Source organism: Phormidesmis priestleyi BC1401 (assembly GCF_001650195.1).
Taxonomy (GTDB): Bacteria; Cyanobacteriota; Cyanobacteriia; order Leptolyngbyales; family Leptolyngbyaceae; genus Phormidesmis_A; species Phormidesmis_A priestleyi_B.
This window is the reverse complement of the sequence record NZ_LXYR01000016.1, coordinates 60,397-76,592: the sequence shown is the minus strand read 5'-3', so window position 1 is coordinate 76,592 and position 16,196 is coordinate 60,397. Positions and strand designations below refer to the sequence as shown.

General features: G+C 48.8%; 11 protein-coding genes. 4 read left to right on the top strand and 7 right to left on the bottom strand.

What is annotated here, in order from left to right:
* Window positions 1-128: 128 nt before the first annotated feature.
* From A8707_RS11065 to A8707_RS11055, 3 genes are all read right to left on the bottom strand, one after another.
* Complete coding sequence (locus tag A8707_RS11065; protein ID WP_068816938.1) at window positions 129-776, bottom strand: Uma2 family endonuclease; 648 nt, start codon at window positions 774-776, stop codon at window positions 129-131.
* A 13-nt stretch (window positions 777-789) separates the two neighbouring features.
* On the bottom strand, window positions 790-1,536 hold the full coding sequence (locus A8707_RS11060; protein ID WP_068816937.1) for an endonuclease/exonuclease/phosphatase family protein: 747 nt from the start codon (window positions 1,534-1,536) through the stop codon (window positions 790-792).
* Window positions 1,537-1,603: 67 nt separating this feature from the next.
* Window positions 1,604-5,587: a magnesium chelatase subunit H gene (locus tag A8707_RS11055; RefSeq protein ID WP_068816935.1), complete on the bottom strand. Its 3,984-nt coding sequence runs from the start codon at window positions 5,585-5,587 to the stop codon at window positions 1,604-1,606.
* 45 nt (window positions 5,588-5,632) lie between these two features.
* Here A8707_RS11055 and A8707_RS30205 point away from each other — a divergent pair, with 45 nt between their 5' ends.
* On the top strand, window positions 5,633-5,758 hold the full coding sequence (locus tag A8707_RS30205) for a hypothetical protein (RefSeq protein WP_269452706.1): 126 nt from the start codon (window positions 5,633-5,635) through the stop codon (window positions 5,756-5,758).
* A 225-nt stretch (window positions 5,759-5,983) separates the two neighbouring features.
* Here A8707_RS30205 and A8707_RS11050 read toward each other — a convergent pair whose 3' ends face one another.
* Window positions 5,984-6,370: a hypothetical protein gene (locus tag A8707_RS11050; protein ID WP_068816933.1), complete on the bottom strand. Its 387-nt coding sequence runs from the start codon at window positions 6,368-6,370 to the stop codon at window positions 5,984-5,986.
* 306 nt (window positions 6,371-6,676) lie between these two features.
* On the opposite strand from A8707_RS11050, the gene A8707_RS11045 reads away from it, so the two are divergent.
* Window positions 6,677-8,620: a chloride channel protein gene (locus A8707_RS11045; protein ID WP_068816931.1), complete on the top strand. Its 1,944-nt coding sequence runs from the start codon at window positions 6,677-6,679 to the stop codon at window positions 8,618-8,620.
* 249 nt (window positions 8,621-8,869) lie between these two features.
* On the opposite strand, the gene A8707_RS11040 is transcribed toward A8707_RS11045, so the two are convergent.
* Window positions 8,870-9,259: an AbrB family transcriptional regulator gene (locus A8707_RS11040; RefSeq protein ID WP_068816929.1), complete on the bottom strand. Its 390-nt coding sequence runs from the start codon at window positions 9,257-9,259 to the stop codon at window positions 8,870-8,872.
* An 818-nt stretch (window positions 9,260-10,077) separates the two neighbouring features.
* Here A8707_RS11040 and A8707_RS11035 point away from each other — a divergent pair.
* Together A8707_RS11035 and def are read left to right on the top strand one after the other, a co-directional pair.
* A complete protein-coding gene (locus A8707_RS11035; protein WP_068816927.1) occupies window positions 10,078-11,340 on the top strand; it encodes an HhoA/HhoB/HtrA family serine endopeptidase in 1,263 nt (420 codons plus the stop codon).
* Window positions 11,341-11,354: 14 nt separating this feature from the next.
* Window positions 11,355-11,894 (top strand): peptide deformylase, encoded by a 540-nt coding sequence (gene def, locus A8707_RS11030; RefSeq protein ID WP_068816925.1) that lies wholly within the window; start codon window positions 11,355-11,357, stop codon window positions 11,892-11,894.
* Here the strand turns inward: def and A8707_RS11025 are convergent.
* Together A8707_RS11025 and A8707_RS11020 are read right to left on the bottom strand one after the other, a co-directional pair.
* On the bottom strand, window positions 11,880-12,251 hold the full coding sequence (locus tag A8707_RS11025; RefSeq protein WP_068816923.1) for a sulfite exporter TauE/SafE family protein: 372 nt from the start codon (window positions 12,249-12,251) through the stop codon (window positions 11,880-11,882). The genes def and A8707_RS11025 overlap by 15 nt on opposite strands.
* Before the next feature lie 55 nt (window positions 12,252-12,306).
* Window positions 12,307-15,975 (bottom strand): response regulator, encoded by a 3,669-nt coding sequence (locus A8707_RS11020; protein ID WP_068816921.1) that lies wholly within the window; start codon window positions 15,973-15,975, stop codon window positions 12,307-12,309.
* Window positions 15,976-16,196: the final 221 nt, after the last annotated feature.

Sequence of the window (16,196 nt, the reverse complement as noted above, 5' to 3'; positions counted from 1 at the left end):
CCCAACCCTTCTCCCCAAGGAGAAGGGGGTTAGAGTCTTGTTCCCTCTCCTTGGGGAGAGGGTGAGGGTGAGGGTGAGAAGTTGCACCTTAATAAATCCACGTTCCTTAACGAGTCTCAAAAAGCCCTTTAGCCAGGTTGTTGAAACTGCGTCATTAACCAAGCGCCGACTTGAGATTGGTCTGTTTCGCGACTTTGCCGAAGGGCTGCTTCGAGAGTGGCGATCGCGAGTCCGGGTAACACTTGCGATTCATCAATGCGTTTGCTGCCCCGATCAATCATCTGAAACGCCAAAATTTCCGCTTTTTCAACATCCACAACCCAGTATTCAGACACGCCTAACTCCTCGTATAAGGTGCGTTTGTTGCCGCGATCGTCGAGCAGCGTTGTTTTAGAAACTTCGATCACGAGGTCAGGTACAGGATACAAATCGAGATTCACAATATTGGTTCCTCTTGGAATCACTTTGGCACGATTCCCAATGTAGTAAGACACATCAGGCTGAAATTCTTGAACATTTGCTTTGCGAAAAGAGCAGTTATCAAGTCCGCGCAGTGAAATTCCTCTGAGTGTGGCAAAGAAGCCGATCGCTAAAATGATCACTGTATGATCGTCTGCATGGTCACATCCAACTGCTGCCATCTCAATCCTCATGTGCCCTTGATAGTAGTAGCCTTTTGCTTTTTCGTAGGTGGGATCAGCGATCGTCTGAAGATAGTCCTCCCACGATGCAGGCACCCAGGCATCCGTCACTAGCTTGGCTTTGAGTTCTACCATTGCTTCATTCGCCTTATTCAACCGAAAGTTCAGCCATCACACCATTATGATCGCTCATTTCGATCGAGCCTGTAAAATTCTCCCAAGCTGAAACTTGATAGCTTTTCGCGAAGTTTTGACTGATGCAGAGGTGATCGATGTTTTGGCGTTTGGCTAATCCAAAATTCTTTTCAGTGACACAGATCAAATGACTTCGATCGAGTTGCTCTGTCAACAACTTCTCGACTTTTTTTGTGCTGTACCAACCTGTTTCATCTCTCGATTGATTAAAGTCACCTGCCACACATAGAGCATGATTCGGGTATTTTTGAATTAGACTTGCCCAGTCGTTTCCCTGGTGAGCGATCGCTGCTTGATGTTTTTCCCAAATGGCAACATAAACTTGATCCAGTGCAAGCTTTTCGCGTTTGATCACTCCATCGTTTCTATAAGGAATGATGGTTCCATAAACAATTAGAGGACGATGAGAATCTAACTCTATTGAGACGCAAGCAGTTTCATAAGTCTGGGATTCTAGAGAGATTTTCTGGTGCGGAAACCGAGAGCAAATCATTACATCAGCAAATCCGGAATTATATTCTTGAGAAGTCGTCACTTGATAGTTGGGTAGAAAATCAGCAGCGAGTTGGTTGCCGTGTTTGATTTCTGTAAATACCCAAATATCGGCATTAATCTCTTGAATCTTTTGTTTGATTGAGTCTTTTCTTTTCCAACTACGAGGAGTTAATTTCTCAAGATTCCAGGTAGCGATCGTCAACATAAAATTCACAAAAAAAGGGACATGATTGCTCACATCCCTAGCTATCCCTTGACGTTAGAGAAACTAACTACTCAATGCCTTCGATCTTGTCTTCGACTTCTTGATACAACTCGCGAAGTTTATCGAGATTCTCTTCGCTCGTCTCCCAATAGCCGCGACCGTTTGCCTCTAGCAATGTCGTCACCATTTTACGAAACGAGTTTGGATTGAGATCTAGCAATCGCTTTTGCATTTCAGCATCTTTGATGAACGTGTCATTTGCGTCTTCATAGATCCAATTGTCAACCGCTCCCGCCGTTGCTGACCAACCCATTGTGTTGACCAATCGCTTCGACAGTTCTCGCACACCCTCATAGCCGTGACTCAACATTCCCTCATACCATTTGGGGTTGAGGAGCTTTGTCCGCGCATCCAGCCGAACCGTCTCTGAAAGGGTTCGTACTTGGGCATTTGCGGTCGTCGTATCGGCGATGAACGACACAGGTTTTTTGCCATCATCACGCAGTCGAGACACAATTTTGGTCGGGTCAGAATCGTAGTAGTGCGACACATCGGTCAGCGAAATCTCAGACGAATCGAGGTTTTGAAACGTGACATCCGCCGTTTTAAGAGCCGCCTCAAAAATCTTGCGGTCTTGCCCCATCTCACCCGGATTGTCTGACGAAAACGCAAACGACTTGCGAGCCAAATACATATCCTGAAGTTCCGATTCGTTTTCCCAGGTGCTGTTCTCAACTGCCAAATTAATGTTCGACGAGTAAGAACCAGACGCATTTGAGAAGATGCGAGTCGCCGCCTGACGTAGATTAATGCCCATGTCTTCAGACTGCTTAATCGCGTGTTTGCGAATGAAGTTCATCTCCAAAGGTTCATCGGCTTCGGCTGCCATTTTGACAGCTCGATCGAGCAAGTTCATCTGGTTGATAAACAGGTCACGAAACACCCCCGAACAGTTGACCACGACATCAATGCGAGGGCGACCCAACTCTTCAAGAGGAATCAGTTCGACTTTGTTAATGCGTCCCAACGCGTCAGGCATCGGACGCACACCCACCATCCAGAGAATCTGCGCGAGAGATTCACCGTAGGTTTTGATGTTGTCAGTGCCCCAGAGAACACACGCGATCGTTTCAGGATATTGACCGTCGTTTTCAGAACATTGACGAGCCAAGAGCCGATCGACAACCACTTTCGCAGACTTCACCGCCGCCGCCGTAGGAATCGATTGTGGATCGAGGGCGTGAATGTTCTTACCCGTCGGCAACACGTCAGGATTACGAATCGGATCGCCACCGGGACCGGGAAGAATATATTCCCCTTCCAGTGCGGTGAGCAATGCACCCAATTCGTTATCAGCGATGACTTGCTTCAGGCAAAATTCCAGGTACTCAAACAACGGCTTGATTTGCTCGGCATTAACTTTGGGGTAGCCTGCGTTGTGCAAGGTTTCGATCCAAGGCTCCTTCTTACCCATGTTGAAGAAATTGAGCTTCGTCACCTTCGAGACGCGACCATCGGCATCGGTTTGAGCCTTGACCATTGCGGCAACGGCTTCACGAGTTGCCAACGTGATATCTTGCAGCAGTTGAACGTCAGCGAGAACGCCACGATCGCTGCCATAATACACATCGTCCATGTCGCGACCAACGCTGTTAGCAATGATTCGAGGTAAACTCACGACATCATCTTCAGGACGATCTAAGCTCGCAATGTTAACCAACGTTGCAATGGCTTCTTCAGCACTCGGAGGCTTACCAATCACGTGTAACCCACACGGCAACAGACGCGATTCAATCTCCATCAGTTTGATGTAGACCTTGCCAATCACCGTATCGCGTTCTTCCGCCGTCAACTCCTTGGCGCTGACTTCCGGCAAAGTGATGTCTTTGTCCAGATTCACAATGCGACACTGATCGACGATCGTGTCCACAATTTGAGCACCGCGCCCCGTATCTTTCAGCGTTTGGTAAGACGCAACCAAGTCGCCCAATTCCTTCAAACCCTTATACAGTCCAGCATTCTCAGCCGGAGGCGTTAAGTAGCTGATGGTTTCAGCATAAGAGCGACGCTTGGCGATCGTGGCTTCAGACGGATTGTTCGCGGCGTAGTAGTAGAGGTTTGGAATCGTGCCGATCAAACTATCCGGGAAACAGTCGCCCGACATCCCAATCTGCTTACCCGGCATAAACTCTAGCGATCCGTGAGTGCCAAAGTGCAGGACAGCATCGGCTTTCCAGATTCGCTCTAGATAGGTGTAATAAGCGGCAAACCCGTGATGAGGACTCGCCGATCGAGAGAACAACAGCCGCATCGGGTCGCCTTCATAGCCAAAGGTTGGCTGTACGCCGATAAAGACGTTGCCAAACTCTTTGCCGTAGATCAGAAGATTCTGACCATCGGTGTTGAGATGCCCCGGAGCCGCACCCCAAGACGGAATTAGCTTCTCGTGGTAAGGCGTGAGTTCTTCATATTCGGGCACCGACATCTTGTAGGCGATGTTGAGTTCGGGACTGTTGTATTGCGCTCTGGCATCGTGCAGCACTTCCAACATCAGCGCTTCCGCCGATTCGGGTAACTCTGGCAGATCGTAACCGTTTTGCTTCAGCGATTCCATCACTTTATAAATGGAGCCGAACACATCCAGATAAGCAGCAGTTCCAACATTCCCTTTATCAGGTGGGAAACTGAACACCGTGATCGCCACCCGCTTATTGAGCTTGGGTTTACGACGCAGATTTGCCCACTTCATCGCCCGTTGCGAGATTGCTTCAACTCGATCCTGCAAGGCGATCGCTTTGCCCGTATTGCCATCTCGACCCGACAGAATAATTGGCTCGATCGCACCATCTAACTCTGGTAGCGCAATTTGCAACGCGACTTGAATCGGGTGCAGCCCCAAGTCACTATCCTGCCACTCTTCCGTCGTTTGAAAGACGAGCGGCAATGCCACCATATAAGGACAGTTCAACCGAGTCAGGGCTTCGATCGCTTTGGGGTGATCCTGTCTCGCCGGACCGCCAACCAACGCAAATCCCGTCAGCGAAATCACGACATCGACGATCGACGCATCGCCTCTGATCGGATCGTAGAAAAACGCCTCAACAGGTTTCGAGAAGTCCAGCCCTCCCGCAAACACTGGAATTACCCGTGCGCCCATCGACTCTAATTCCTGCACCATCGAGACATAGTGTGCGTCATCTCCGGTCACTAAGTGTGTCCGTTGCAGCACCAAGCCAATGCACGGGGCAAGCGGATCTTTTAAGTCAGAAGAAATATCTTTGCGCGAGTTAAACCAGTTGAGATATTCTTTGACATCTTCATACATCGTGGGCGCAAGCGGATGCCAGATGCCCATATCGGGGTAAGTGACGGGATCTTGATACGCCAAATCACCTGTGGTTTTGATGCCTTTAAACACATAGCGATCGGTGAGCATCAGCAGGAAGTTCTCTAGGTTTTCCTGAGAGCCGCCGAGCCAATATTGAAAGCTCAACATGAAATTGCGCGCATCTTGCGCCTTATCCATCGGCAGATATTTCAGCACTTTGGGCAAGGTTTGCAGCAGTTTCAGCATTCCATCCTGGAAGCCAGCGCCAGCTTTCTCCTTGCGCTTTTTCATAAACTGCGCGATCACGCTTTTTGACTGCCCCAACTGCGCCATTGAGAAGCTGCCCATCTTATTAAGGCGCATCACCTGCGGCATTGAGGGGAAGACCACCGCAACATCTAAATGATCGCGATGAGGCTCAACGGCAGCGACTACCTTATCGGCAAGATCTTCCAAAAAGATCAGCGAGGCAATAAAGATATTTGCTTCCGAAACATCTTTCTGGAAATTCTCGTAATTGGTGGGGTCACGAAGTTCTTCAATCAGATAGCCACTGATTTCGATCGCCACATTGGGATGAGCTTTATTAATCGATCGAACGGCGGCGGAAAGAGCACTTTGATATTGAGGCTCTAGCACGACGTAAACCACCTTCACGAGTGACCGACCCTGAAGATTGTCGGGCGAGATGTGTCGAATGGTGGGCTTGACGTGAGTGAACATGCGGTCAGACTCCTTGAAGGGCGTGTTCTCTATGGATAAATCGGGATGAAGCAAAAGACTCAAACAAGCAACTCTCGTTGCCCCAGATTTGAGACTCAGGCTGACGACAAATTGAAGGCGGCTGTCAAACTGAGTAAAGGCTTTGTGAAGAAATATGAAGCCGATTTTTGACTCAGCGATCGCAGGCAGCAACCTATCTACATATATCTTTTTACCAGAAAAAGACCACTAGAAGCGCATTCTAGGAAATAACCGACACAATTTGATAAAAAACCTGTTCTATTTGTTTACACAGCTTTACAGGAAAGTGAGTAAGTACTCTCAGAATTATTTCATTACTTGAATTTTTGTTAAGAAACCAGGTGCAGGGCAATTTTTGATCCTGATTCCGGCTCTCTATTCAGAATCGCCCAACTTCACGATTTGCTCTAATTTGTCCTGAAGTGGAAAACGCTGATGACTGACTTCGTTCAGCGCAGCCATCGTAAACCCAAAGAAAAGCAAACTGCCCAACAGTGCCAATAACGAAGAATGTTTTGAGATGCCAGAGTCGCGCAAAATTCTAGCGATCGGGCGACTCTGACGACGCAGCATTTGGCTCGTCACTCTCTGTCTAAACGCGAAGGGGTCACGCACATAGTGTCCACTGACGCTCACCACCAGTCGCTGACGACAGTAGGGACAGGTCAACAGCCCATCAACTATTGTGAGCGATCGCAGACCGCCCACTTGGTGACAAACCGGGCAAGGAGAAGAGGGACGATCGAAGATATCGGCGTTCATCAGGCACTTCTGCTGTCGAAAACAAACTGACAATTTTTTGAAAGAGGCTAACTCTGGAAAGAAGAGGACTTTGCAACCAAGAGCCTCGACTATTTTGACCCAGTTTTTAGGGCACTGTCCAACATTCGAGATACGGATTATCTTCCGCTACGATTACCGATGCTCATTCACTTAGTCTACCCACGTTTGTCAGCGATTGCCTTTCCAATCCTCAGAGATTCCCCATTTGCTTGTCTTCACTAGAACAGATGCCTCACAATGAGAATACAGAAACAAAATTTAACGCTATCTGATAGTTAGTCCCGGATGTCTCCTGCCCCTCTACCAAAAGTCCTGTTGCCCGACCCGCCATCATCCTCTGCTGCTCCTCCCTTTTTAGGCACCTTAAACCGTCTACAATCCTCGCCAGAAACGATCGTCCTGATTTTAGCCGTGCTGATCGGCGGCGGGGCGGGAATCGGGGTGGTGACGTTCCGCTATTTGATTGAGATCCTGCATCGTTTGATGTTGGAAGATCTGATGGGCGCAATCGCTCATTTAAGTGCATGGACGTTGGCGTGCGTCCCCACGTTAGGCGGCATTATTATTGGGCTGATGCGCTGGTATTGGAAAGATTTTGGTCCTGGCATTTCGTCTCTGATTGCAGCCGTTCAAGCCGGACAGGAAGTTTCCGCCATTCGCCCCGTCACCAAAATGGTTGCTGCCGCTGTGGCTCTAGGGTCAGGGGCATCGCTTGGACCCGAAGGTCCGAGCGTCGAAATCGGGGCAAATTTAGGCATTCTTTTGGGACAGGCTCTGCGCGTTTCTCAAGAACGCCAGCGATTATTGTTAGGCGCTGGGGCAGCAGCAGGACTGGCAGCGGGATTTAACGCCCCGATCGCGGGTGTCTTTTTCGCCCTAGAAGTCGTGTTGGGCACCACGTTTGCCACCTCTGCGGCAAGTGTTGTTCTGCTTGCTGCCGTGGTGTCTGCTTTAATTGCCCAAATTGGCTTAGGGTCGCAGCCTGCGTTTGATCTCCCCGCTTATGAAGTTCGCAGCCCGTTAGAGTTGCCGCTTTATTTGGGGTTAGGACTGTTTGCGAGTTTGGTGTCGATCGCTTACACGCGATCGCTCAAATGGGCACAAGACTGCTTTAAAGGACACATTCCAGGATTCGTCTGGTTTAGCAAACTGCCGCGAGAAATTCACCCGATAATCGGCGGTCTCTGCATCGGACTGGTCGCGCTGAAACTGCCCCAAGTTTTAGGAGTCGGCTATGAAACCGTCGAAGCGATGCTGCGAGATGCCGAGTTCTCACTCGGACTGCTGCTCGCACTGCTGGTCGTCAAACTGTTAGTGACGGCAGTGAGCTTAGGAAGCGGTTTTGTCGGTGGCATCTTTGCGCCAGCGATGTTTTTGGGGGCAACTCTGGGAGCCGCTTACGGGAAGATTTTGCCCTTTGCGCTGCCCTGGTTTGCGTCTAGCATTGCGGCTCCTCCGGCTTATGCAATGGTCGGAATGGCGGCGGTGTTAGCAGCCAGTGTGAATGCCCCTCTGACCTCGATTTTGCTGCTGTTTGAAATGACTCGCGACTATCGCATTGTGCTGCCCCTGATGGCAGCCGTCGGACTGAGTGCTTGGTTAGCAGAGCGGCTCAATCACCGCCCAGAGCGAGGAGCCACCCTAGAGCAAATTGAGTCTGACCCTGAGAAAAACCGCGTTCAAGACGTGCTTAAAACGATGCTGGTTGTCGAGGCAATGCAGCAAGATTTTGTGATGCTGCCTCAGTCACTGCCGCTACTTCAAGCCGGACTATCCTTGACAGAGCAGCATCTTCACGGGGCTTTGGTTGTCGATTCTGATCGGCAACTCGTCGGAGTTTTAACGCTGCAAGATATCAACCGCACGATCGCCCGATTTGAGCAAACTCAAATCAAAGTCTGTCTGTTAGATCATTCGTTAATGACTCAAACGATCGCAGAGATTTGCACAACTGAGATTCTTTATGCCCACCCTGATGAATTCGTGAACGAAGCGCTCGATCGCATGTCGGCACGAGGCATTCATCAACTGCCCGTCATTGATCGAGAAACGCCTCATCAAATTTTGGGTGTGTTGACGCAAGAAGACGTAATGTTGGCGTGTGAGTTGGCATTAACTCGCACGTCACTGACACCCTATTTGACCCAAGTAGAGCGAGCAACTCTAAACCTACCAAACTCCGATTTAGATTCGTTGGCGACCCCTGTGCGCGAAGTTCAACCGTCTTAGAAAATAAAAAGCCCTATTTATTACGGGCTGTCCAGATACCTGTAAACATCATCAACATGCCGCCCAGAAAGATGGCGATCGCGAGTCCGGCGGGCACGACAGTAAACCAATCGATCGTTTCCATATTGAATTGCAATGAGGTAAGAGGTCAATACTCTGTGAAGCTAAGAGCCACCCTCTTACCTTAATACGATTAGAAGAAATCAATGAGAGAATCTTGCTCAACGGGTCTAGACAACGCGGTTTGCATCAAGAAGCTTCTTCTTGACGATCAACCTGACGCAGATGAATATGCTTTCGTCCTAGAGAAATTTCAAACTCGTCTCCGGGGTGCAGCTCCATTTGCTTGGTGTAGGCAGCCCCAATCAGCAAATTCCCATTCGACTGAACGCTGATGCGGTAGCTGGCGCTACGTCCGCCGCGCCCGTTTGTGTTCTGTTTCCCATCAAGCTCAATTCCTTCCGCATCAATGAGTGCATTCAGAAACTTCATCATATTGACTCGCTCAATGCCGTTTTTAGTGACCGTGTAGTAGCCACACTCGCGCGCCTTTTCCTCTTTGTTAAGATTCTCTAGCTCTTTTACTTTTTTGAGCAGAATTTCACCGATAAGAGGCTCAATCTTTTTCTTTTTAGTCATCAACTTGAGTCTGAAATAATGACAATGAGTTTGCTTGGCTTGACCCTACTAACCTGCTTTAGGAAAGGTTTCCTGACTCAATGTTAGTCTTTTGATTCATATTACACCGATCTTGTGGTTTTCTTACATCCATTTTTAGAGGCAAATCAGAACAGATTTAACACCATTTTGACCGTCGACTCTTAAACCAGAGACGGGTAGACAAATTCACTGAATGACGTAGTTTTTCCATTCTTGATGTCTTTTAGATGGCATTTCTTCAAAAACACTCTGCTAATAGATTGGCAACTCGACTTTTGCCGTTAAATGTAGCCAGATGAAGTCAAGTAACTAGATTTTACTGATGGAAACTAGGAGGTTTCTCTGAGTGGTTGCTACCTCCATAAAACAAAACCCAGCAGTCTTAATTGCTGGGTGAATCACGCTGATAGAAAGTTAAAAGATCTTATAAACTATAAAAAAGAGCGAGAAGACTGCATCTGGCATTCTTTAACCTATCTCTTGAGCACAGCGATCGCTAGCCCAATGCGAATAGGATGATTCTAGACAGTTTGCAGCAGTCCACTCACTCTTACCATTCATTCACCTGTAGTCACACTCTATCAAGCGAGTTTGTCAATCCCATGTTTGAGGCATGAACTTGAAATGACGGCTGGAATGACTCAGAAAAACGGGAGCAAAGTGAGTGGAGAGAACGTCAATGTTTTTCGACGGGTAGCCATATTCATAGCGGTGTGACGCGATCGCGACCCAATTGTCATAGAGAAAGTTTAGATTCGAGCTATGAATTCATAGTTAATGATTAGGAGAATTAAAAAATGAAGACACCACACGATTCAGCCTCCGATTCGACCGTTAAACCCCGCAGATTTTCGTGGAAGCAGCCCGTGATCTATTTGATGCTGCCGCTCGTGGGAGCCGGAACAGCCGTCATGGGCGATCGGTGGCTGTCTTCATCAAATCCGGTGCCTGTAGTGCAGCCTGCCATTGCTCAGGCGGCAGAAACACAAGTGGCTCAGAGCCGCACGGGTGCCATTTTTTCTGCGACCGATCCCAACTTTATTGTGGCGGCAGTCGAGCGAGTCGGTCCTGCCGTGGTGCGGATTAATTCGTCTCGGACGGTCAAGACGCAGGTTCCTCCCATTTTTAACGATCCCTTCTTTCGGCAGTTTTTCGGCTCCGAGTTGCCAGATGCGCCGTCTACTAGAGTCGAGCGAGGCACGGGATCAGGGTTCATTATTAATGGTGAGGGGTTAATTTTGACCAACTCACACGTTGTCAATGGTGCAGACACCGTATCGGTGAGACTTAAAGATGGTCGGGAGTTTCAGGGCAAAGTGCTGGGTCAAGACCCTGTAACCGATGTGGCGGTCGTCAAGATTCAGGCAAACAATCTGCCTGTGGTGACGATCGGAAACTCAGATCAATTGCGTCCAGGTGAGTGGGCGATCGCGATCGGCAATCCGCTCGGATTAGACAACACGGTGACTGCGGGGATCATTAGCGCGACGGGTCGCACCAGTGCTGAGGTGCGCGTTCCTGATAAGCGGGTGAGCTTTATTCAAACCGATGCCGCGATTAATCCGGGCAATTCGGGCGGTCCGCTGTTAAATCAGCGTGGTGAAGTGATTGGGATGAATACTGCGATTATTGGGGGCGGCGCTCAAGGGTTAGGATTTGCCATTCCAATCAACACGGCGCAAAAGATTTCGCAGCAGCTAATTGCAACGGGCAAGGTGAATCACCCTTATCTGGGCATTCGGATGATGACGCTGACTCCTGAACTGAAAAAGCAAATTAATAGCGATCGAGAAGCGAATCTAACGGTGCAGGACGATCGAGGCATCTTGATTTTTAGCGTCATGAAGAATTCTCCAGCGACTAGGGCTGGGCTGCGGGCTGGAGACGTGATCAAAAAAATTAATGGTCAGGCAGTAGAGACAGCCGAGCAAGTTCAGAATGCGGTGGAAGCGAGTGCGGTGGGTGGGTCGCTGCAAGTGGAAGTAAATCGCAATGGTCGATCGACGACGGTTGCGGTGCAGCCAGGAGCATTTCCGACTCAAACCGCTCAAAGTGAGTAGAAGTTGATTTAAAGATGAGTGAACTACTAGAGATTATTGAACTGGGACATCCAATTTTGCGTCAGACCGCAGATCCCATTTTGGATGTTCAAGATCCCGCGATTCAGACGCTGATTGATGATCTGTTATTGACGGTCAAACAGACGAATGGGGTAGGAATTGCTGCCCCTCAAGTCGCCCGATCGTGTCAGTTGATGATTGTGGCATCTCGTCCCAATCCTCGCTATCCGACTGCGCCAGAAATGGAGCCGACTGCGATTTTGAATCCGCGCATTTTGTCTCACTCAAGCGAGACGGTTATCGGATGGGAAGGCTGTTTAAGCATTCCGGGCATTCGGGGACAGGTGCCGAGATATCAGGCGATCGAGATTGAATACACCGATCGCCAGGGCAGACCGCAAAAGATGGAAATGACCGATTTCGTGGCTCGAATCTTCCAGCACGAATGTGATCATTTTAAGGGAGTGATGTTTCTCGATCGCGTCGAAACCACTCACGCGTTAGTGACTGAAAAAGAATATCAACGACAAATGGAAGCGTTAGCGAAAGAATAGATAGCGAAACCCGATTCCGAATAGAAAAATGCCGTAGAGTTTTTTCATCACTTCGCTGCTGATAAACGGCTGATTGGCGAAAAGCGCTCCAAACAGGTTGCCGACTACTAAGCCTGCCGCGATTAATACGGCATCTCGAATGTTGAGATTGCCATTGCGCTGGTAAACGATCGCGCCGAGGATTCCGATCGGGAGAACTTGAGCCGCGAGCGAGGTTCCGGTTGCAAATTTTTGATCCATTCCCATCAACAGCACCATTGCCGGAACCATGATTGCTCCGCCACCGATGCCAAACATACCGCCAGCAATGCCAGCCGCTAACCCAATTACCAACAGTTGAATAATCTCAGTAGACATTTGCTAGTCCCTTCAAATGCGAGAGGAAGACTTTATCCTAAAGCAACCTATCCTACTAGCGATAGAGCCAAACTCGCAGAAGCGAAAGCAATTGGTCGGTGTCAACGGGTTTTGTGATGTAGTCAGACGCACCCGCTTCGATACATTTTTCGCGATCGCCCTGCATGGCTTTTGCCGTGAGCGCAATGATCGGCAGCGATCGAAACCGAGCCTGCGATCGAATCGCACGAGTCGCTTCGTAGCCGTCCATTTCTGGCATCATTACATCCATTAAAACGATGCTGGCATCAAGATTTTCTTCTAGCGTAGTGATGCCATCTCTGCCGTTTTCAGCAAATATGACCTGCATTTGATAGCGCTCTAACAAGCTCGTAATCGCGAAAATGTTTCGCACATCGTCATCGACAATCAGAATTTTTTTGCCCGTCAAAACAGAATCTGTTTGGCGCAGATCTTCTAAAATTTGGCGTTTAGGCTGAGGCAAATTAGCGTGAACTCGATGCAAAAATAAAGCTGTTTCGTCAAGCAGTCGCTCTGGCGATCGCACATCTTTGACAATGATCGTTTCGGCTAATCGCTTTAGTTGAGTTTCTTCTTGGCGAGTCAGGTCTTTGCCTGTGTAAACGACGATCGGAGGCTTCGATTTGCTGGACTGCTGCCGGATTTGCTCCATTAGCTCAAAGCCGTTCATATCAGGCAAGCCCAGGTCTAAAATAATGCAGTCAAAGCGCGTCGATCGCAACGCCTCAAGCGCGTCTGCTCCTGTGCTAACTGCCGTACTTTCAACGTCACCATTTCCAATCAGTTCGATAATGCTTTGGGCTTGCACGGCATCATCTTCAATCACTAAAAGGCGTTTAATCGGACGATCCACAAAACTCTTAATTTCTGATAGCGCTTCGGTTAACGCCTCTGACGAAATTGGTTTCTGCAAATAATCTATCGCGCCTAGCTGGAAGCCCCGCTGCAAGCGATCGTCACTTGAAATAATGTGAATCGGAACGTGCCGAATATCGGGATCATGTTTAACGCGATCGAGCACCGTCCAGCCATCCATATCCGGGAGGTGAATATCGAGTAAAATCGCATCGGGAACAAACCGACGCGCTAGATTCAACCCCGAACCGCCGCGCAGCGCGACCAAGACGTTAAAGCCCTGCTGTCGAGACAAATCTAGCAGGATTCGAGCAAAATTAATGTCATCTTCAATGATCAGCAGAACGCGATTTTCGTCCGGCAAACTGGAGCGATCGCCCGGTTGAATCAGGTCTCGATCGTCCTTAACTTCATTCAGTGAGAGCGTAACGGAAACTGGTTCTACAGAAGACACCACAGACGCTTGACCGATCGAACGCACTGACTCCGCAAGCAAATTATCTCGGATTGAACGGGTGTCTGTTGTCAATTTTTGGTAAGTCTGAGGCAGATAGAGCGAGAACGTGCTTCCCTCTCCGGGATGGCTCACCAGAGCGATCACGCCTCCTAGAAGCTGCGCCAGTTCGCGGCTGATAGACAGCCCTAGCCCCGTGCCGCCGTATTTACGACTGGTAGTGCCATCCGCTTGCTGAAACGCTTCAAAAATCACCTGCTGCTGCTCGATCGGAATCCCAATCCCTGTATCAACAACCGAGAACGCAATCACTGGACTTTCAGATTGAGGAGTCGCTAAAGTCACTCTGTCTTCAACTTTTATTTGAAGGGTAATGCTTCCTTGCTCAGTGAATTTGAAGGCATTCGACAACAGATTTTTGAGAATTTGCTGCAACCGCTTGGGATCGGTCGAGATGATTGAAGGAAGTTGAGAATCGAGTTCGATCGTAAAGCTCAGTCCTTTATTTTGAGCAAGCTGCTGAAAAGTGCCCTCTAAAAAGAGTTTTAGATCCACAAAAGAGAGACGTTCAGGCTCGATCGACAGCGTACCCGACTCGATTTTTGCCAAATCTAAAATGTCGTTGATTAACTCTAGTAAGTCTCTACCAGCAGAATGAATCGTGCGGCTATATTCCACCTGCTTTTCGTTGAGATTGCCTCCAGAATTTTCTTTGAGCAATTGCGCCAAAATCAGCAAACTGTTTAACGGAGTTCGCAATTCATGCGACATATTTGCCAGAAATTCTGACTTATATTTTGACGACAATGCTAACTGAGCGGCTTTCTGCTCTAATGCCTGTCTCGCATCTTCAATCTCTTGATTTTTGTGTTCAACTTCCTGGTTTTGAACTTCTAGTAATTCTGCTTTTTCCTCTAATTCTCCATTTAACTGCTGCAATTCTTCGTTTGACTGCTGCAATTCTTCTTGCTGTTGCTGCAACTGCATCTCTGACACCTGAAGAACTCTTGCCTGCTCTTCTAACTGCTGATTGCTCTCTTGCAGTTCGTCTTGTTGAGCTTGCAGTTCTTCGGCAAGGGTTTGCGTCTCTTCTAATAGTTGTTGAGTTCGCATATCAGCCAAGATCGTGTTGAGCGCCACCCCGATCGTGTCACTGACCTGATTCAAAAAGTCTAAATACGCCTCGGTAAATGGCTGTAATGAAGCCAGCTCGATTACTGCGACCACCTGTTTTTCAAACATCACAGGCAACACAATCAAGCTGCGAGGACACACGCTTCCCAACGCTGAATTGATCTGAAAATAATCACTGGGGACCTCATTTAAGAGAATGGTGCGCTTTTCAAGGGCACACTGCCCGACTAATCCTTCGCCGAGTTGAATCGACTCAGACAGCGATCGAGACTGATCACGGGCATAGCTGCCCAATCGTTTTAACTGTGGCTGACCACTCGTTTCATTCAGTCCATAAAATGCGCCCTGTTGGGCATCGACGATCGTGGCAAGATTTGACAACAGCAAGTTTGAGATGTTTGCTAAGTTGCGCTGCCCTTGCAGCCGTTGACTCACGTCAGCCAAATTAGTCTTGAGCCAGGTTTGCTCCTCGTTTTTTTGAGTGCTTTCGCGCAGCCGAATAATCATTTGATTGATCGTGCGCGTCAAAACTCCGATTTCATCTTGACGATCGCTGACAGGCAGACTCACCGATAAGTCTCCTTCGCCGATTTTTTCTGCCACTTTAGAGACACCATTCAGCGGTTTAGAAATGTGTCGATTCAGCAAGATTCCCAGCACCGTCAGCAGCGCGAGTGCTGTTGGAACTCCCAATGTGATACTTGAGAGCGTGGTGTTAGCAGCAGATTCAGCCGCTTCGGTGCGGAGAAGCAGTAATTTTTGCTCGTTTTCCTCCATTTGCCCGACGATGCGACGAATCTCACCCATCAGTTGTCTGCCCCGATCTTTGCGAATGAGGGCTACTGCTGCCTCAAGCCCCTCTGCCTGTCTCAGGTTGATCACTTCCTTCAACACTGCTAGCCTGTCTCCAATCACAGGCTCTAGCCTATCAAGATTACGCTGCTGGCTAGGGTTGTCTGCCGTCAATTCTCTGATGTCTGTTGTTTTCTGTTCTATCTTTTTAATGGCGGTCTGATAGGGTTCGAGATAGCGCGGTTCCCCGGTAAGAATATAGCCTCGCTGTCCCGTTTCAGCATCTTTAGCGAGCGAAAGAATCTCATCTAAACCACTTAACACCTGGTAGGTGTGCGCTTCTGCGCGGGCAGTTTCGACTAACTGATGAGTGCCGCGATAGGCAATAAACCCAACGACCGAGAAGACTGCTAAACCGAGTGCAAACCCTGAGCCGATTTTGGTGCCGATTTTCAAACGGTTTAGCATGAAATGACTTTACCTGTAGCGCGTTACTGCTTCAAGAATAGCGAAATTTGCAGCGGGATTGGCGAGTGATCAACTGCTAGACACTAAACGCTTCTGTCGTCCCCGCGTTGGCACAACAGTTCGATCTCGACATCATAGACCTCCTGCACGAATCCTTCGTCCTCACCCTAGCCCTCTCCCCAAGGAGAGGGAACAAGAGGTTCTGCTCCCTTCTTCCTGGG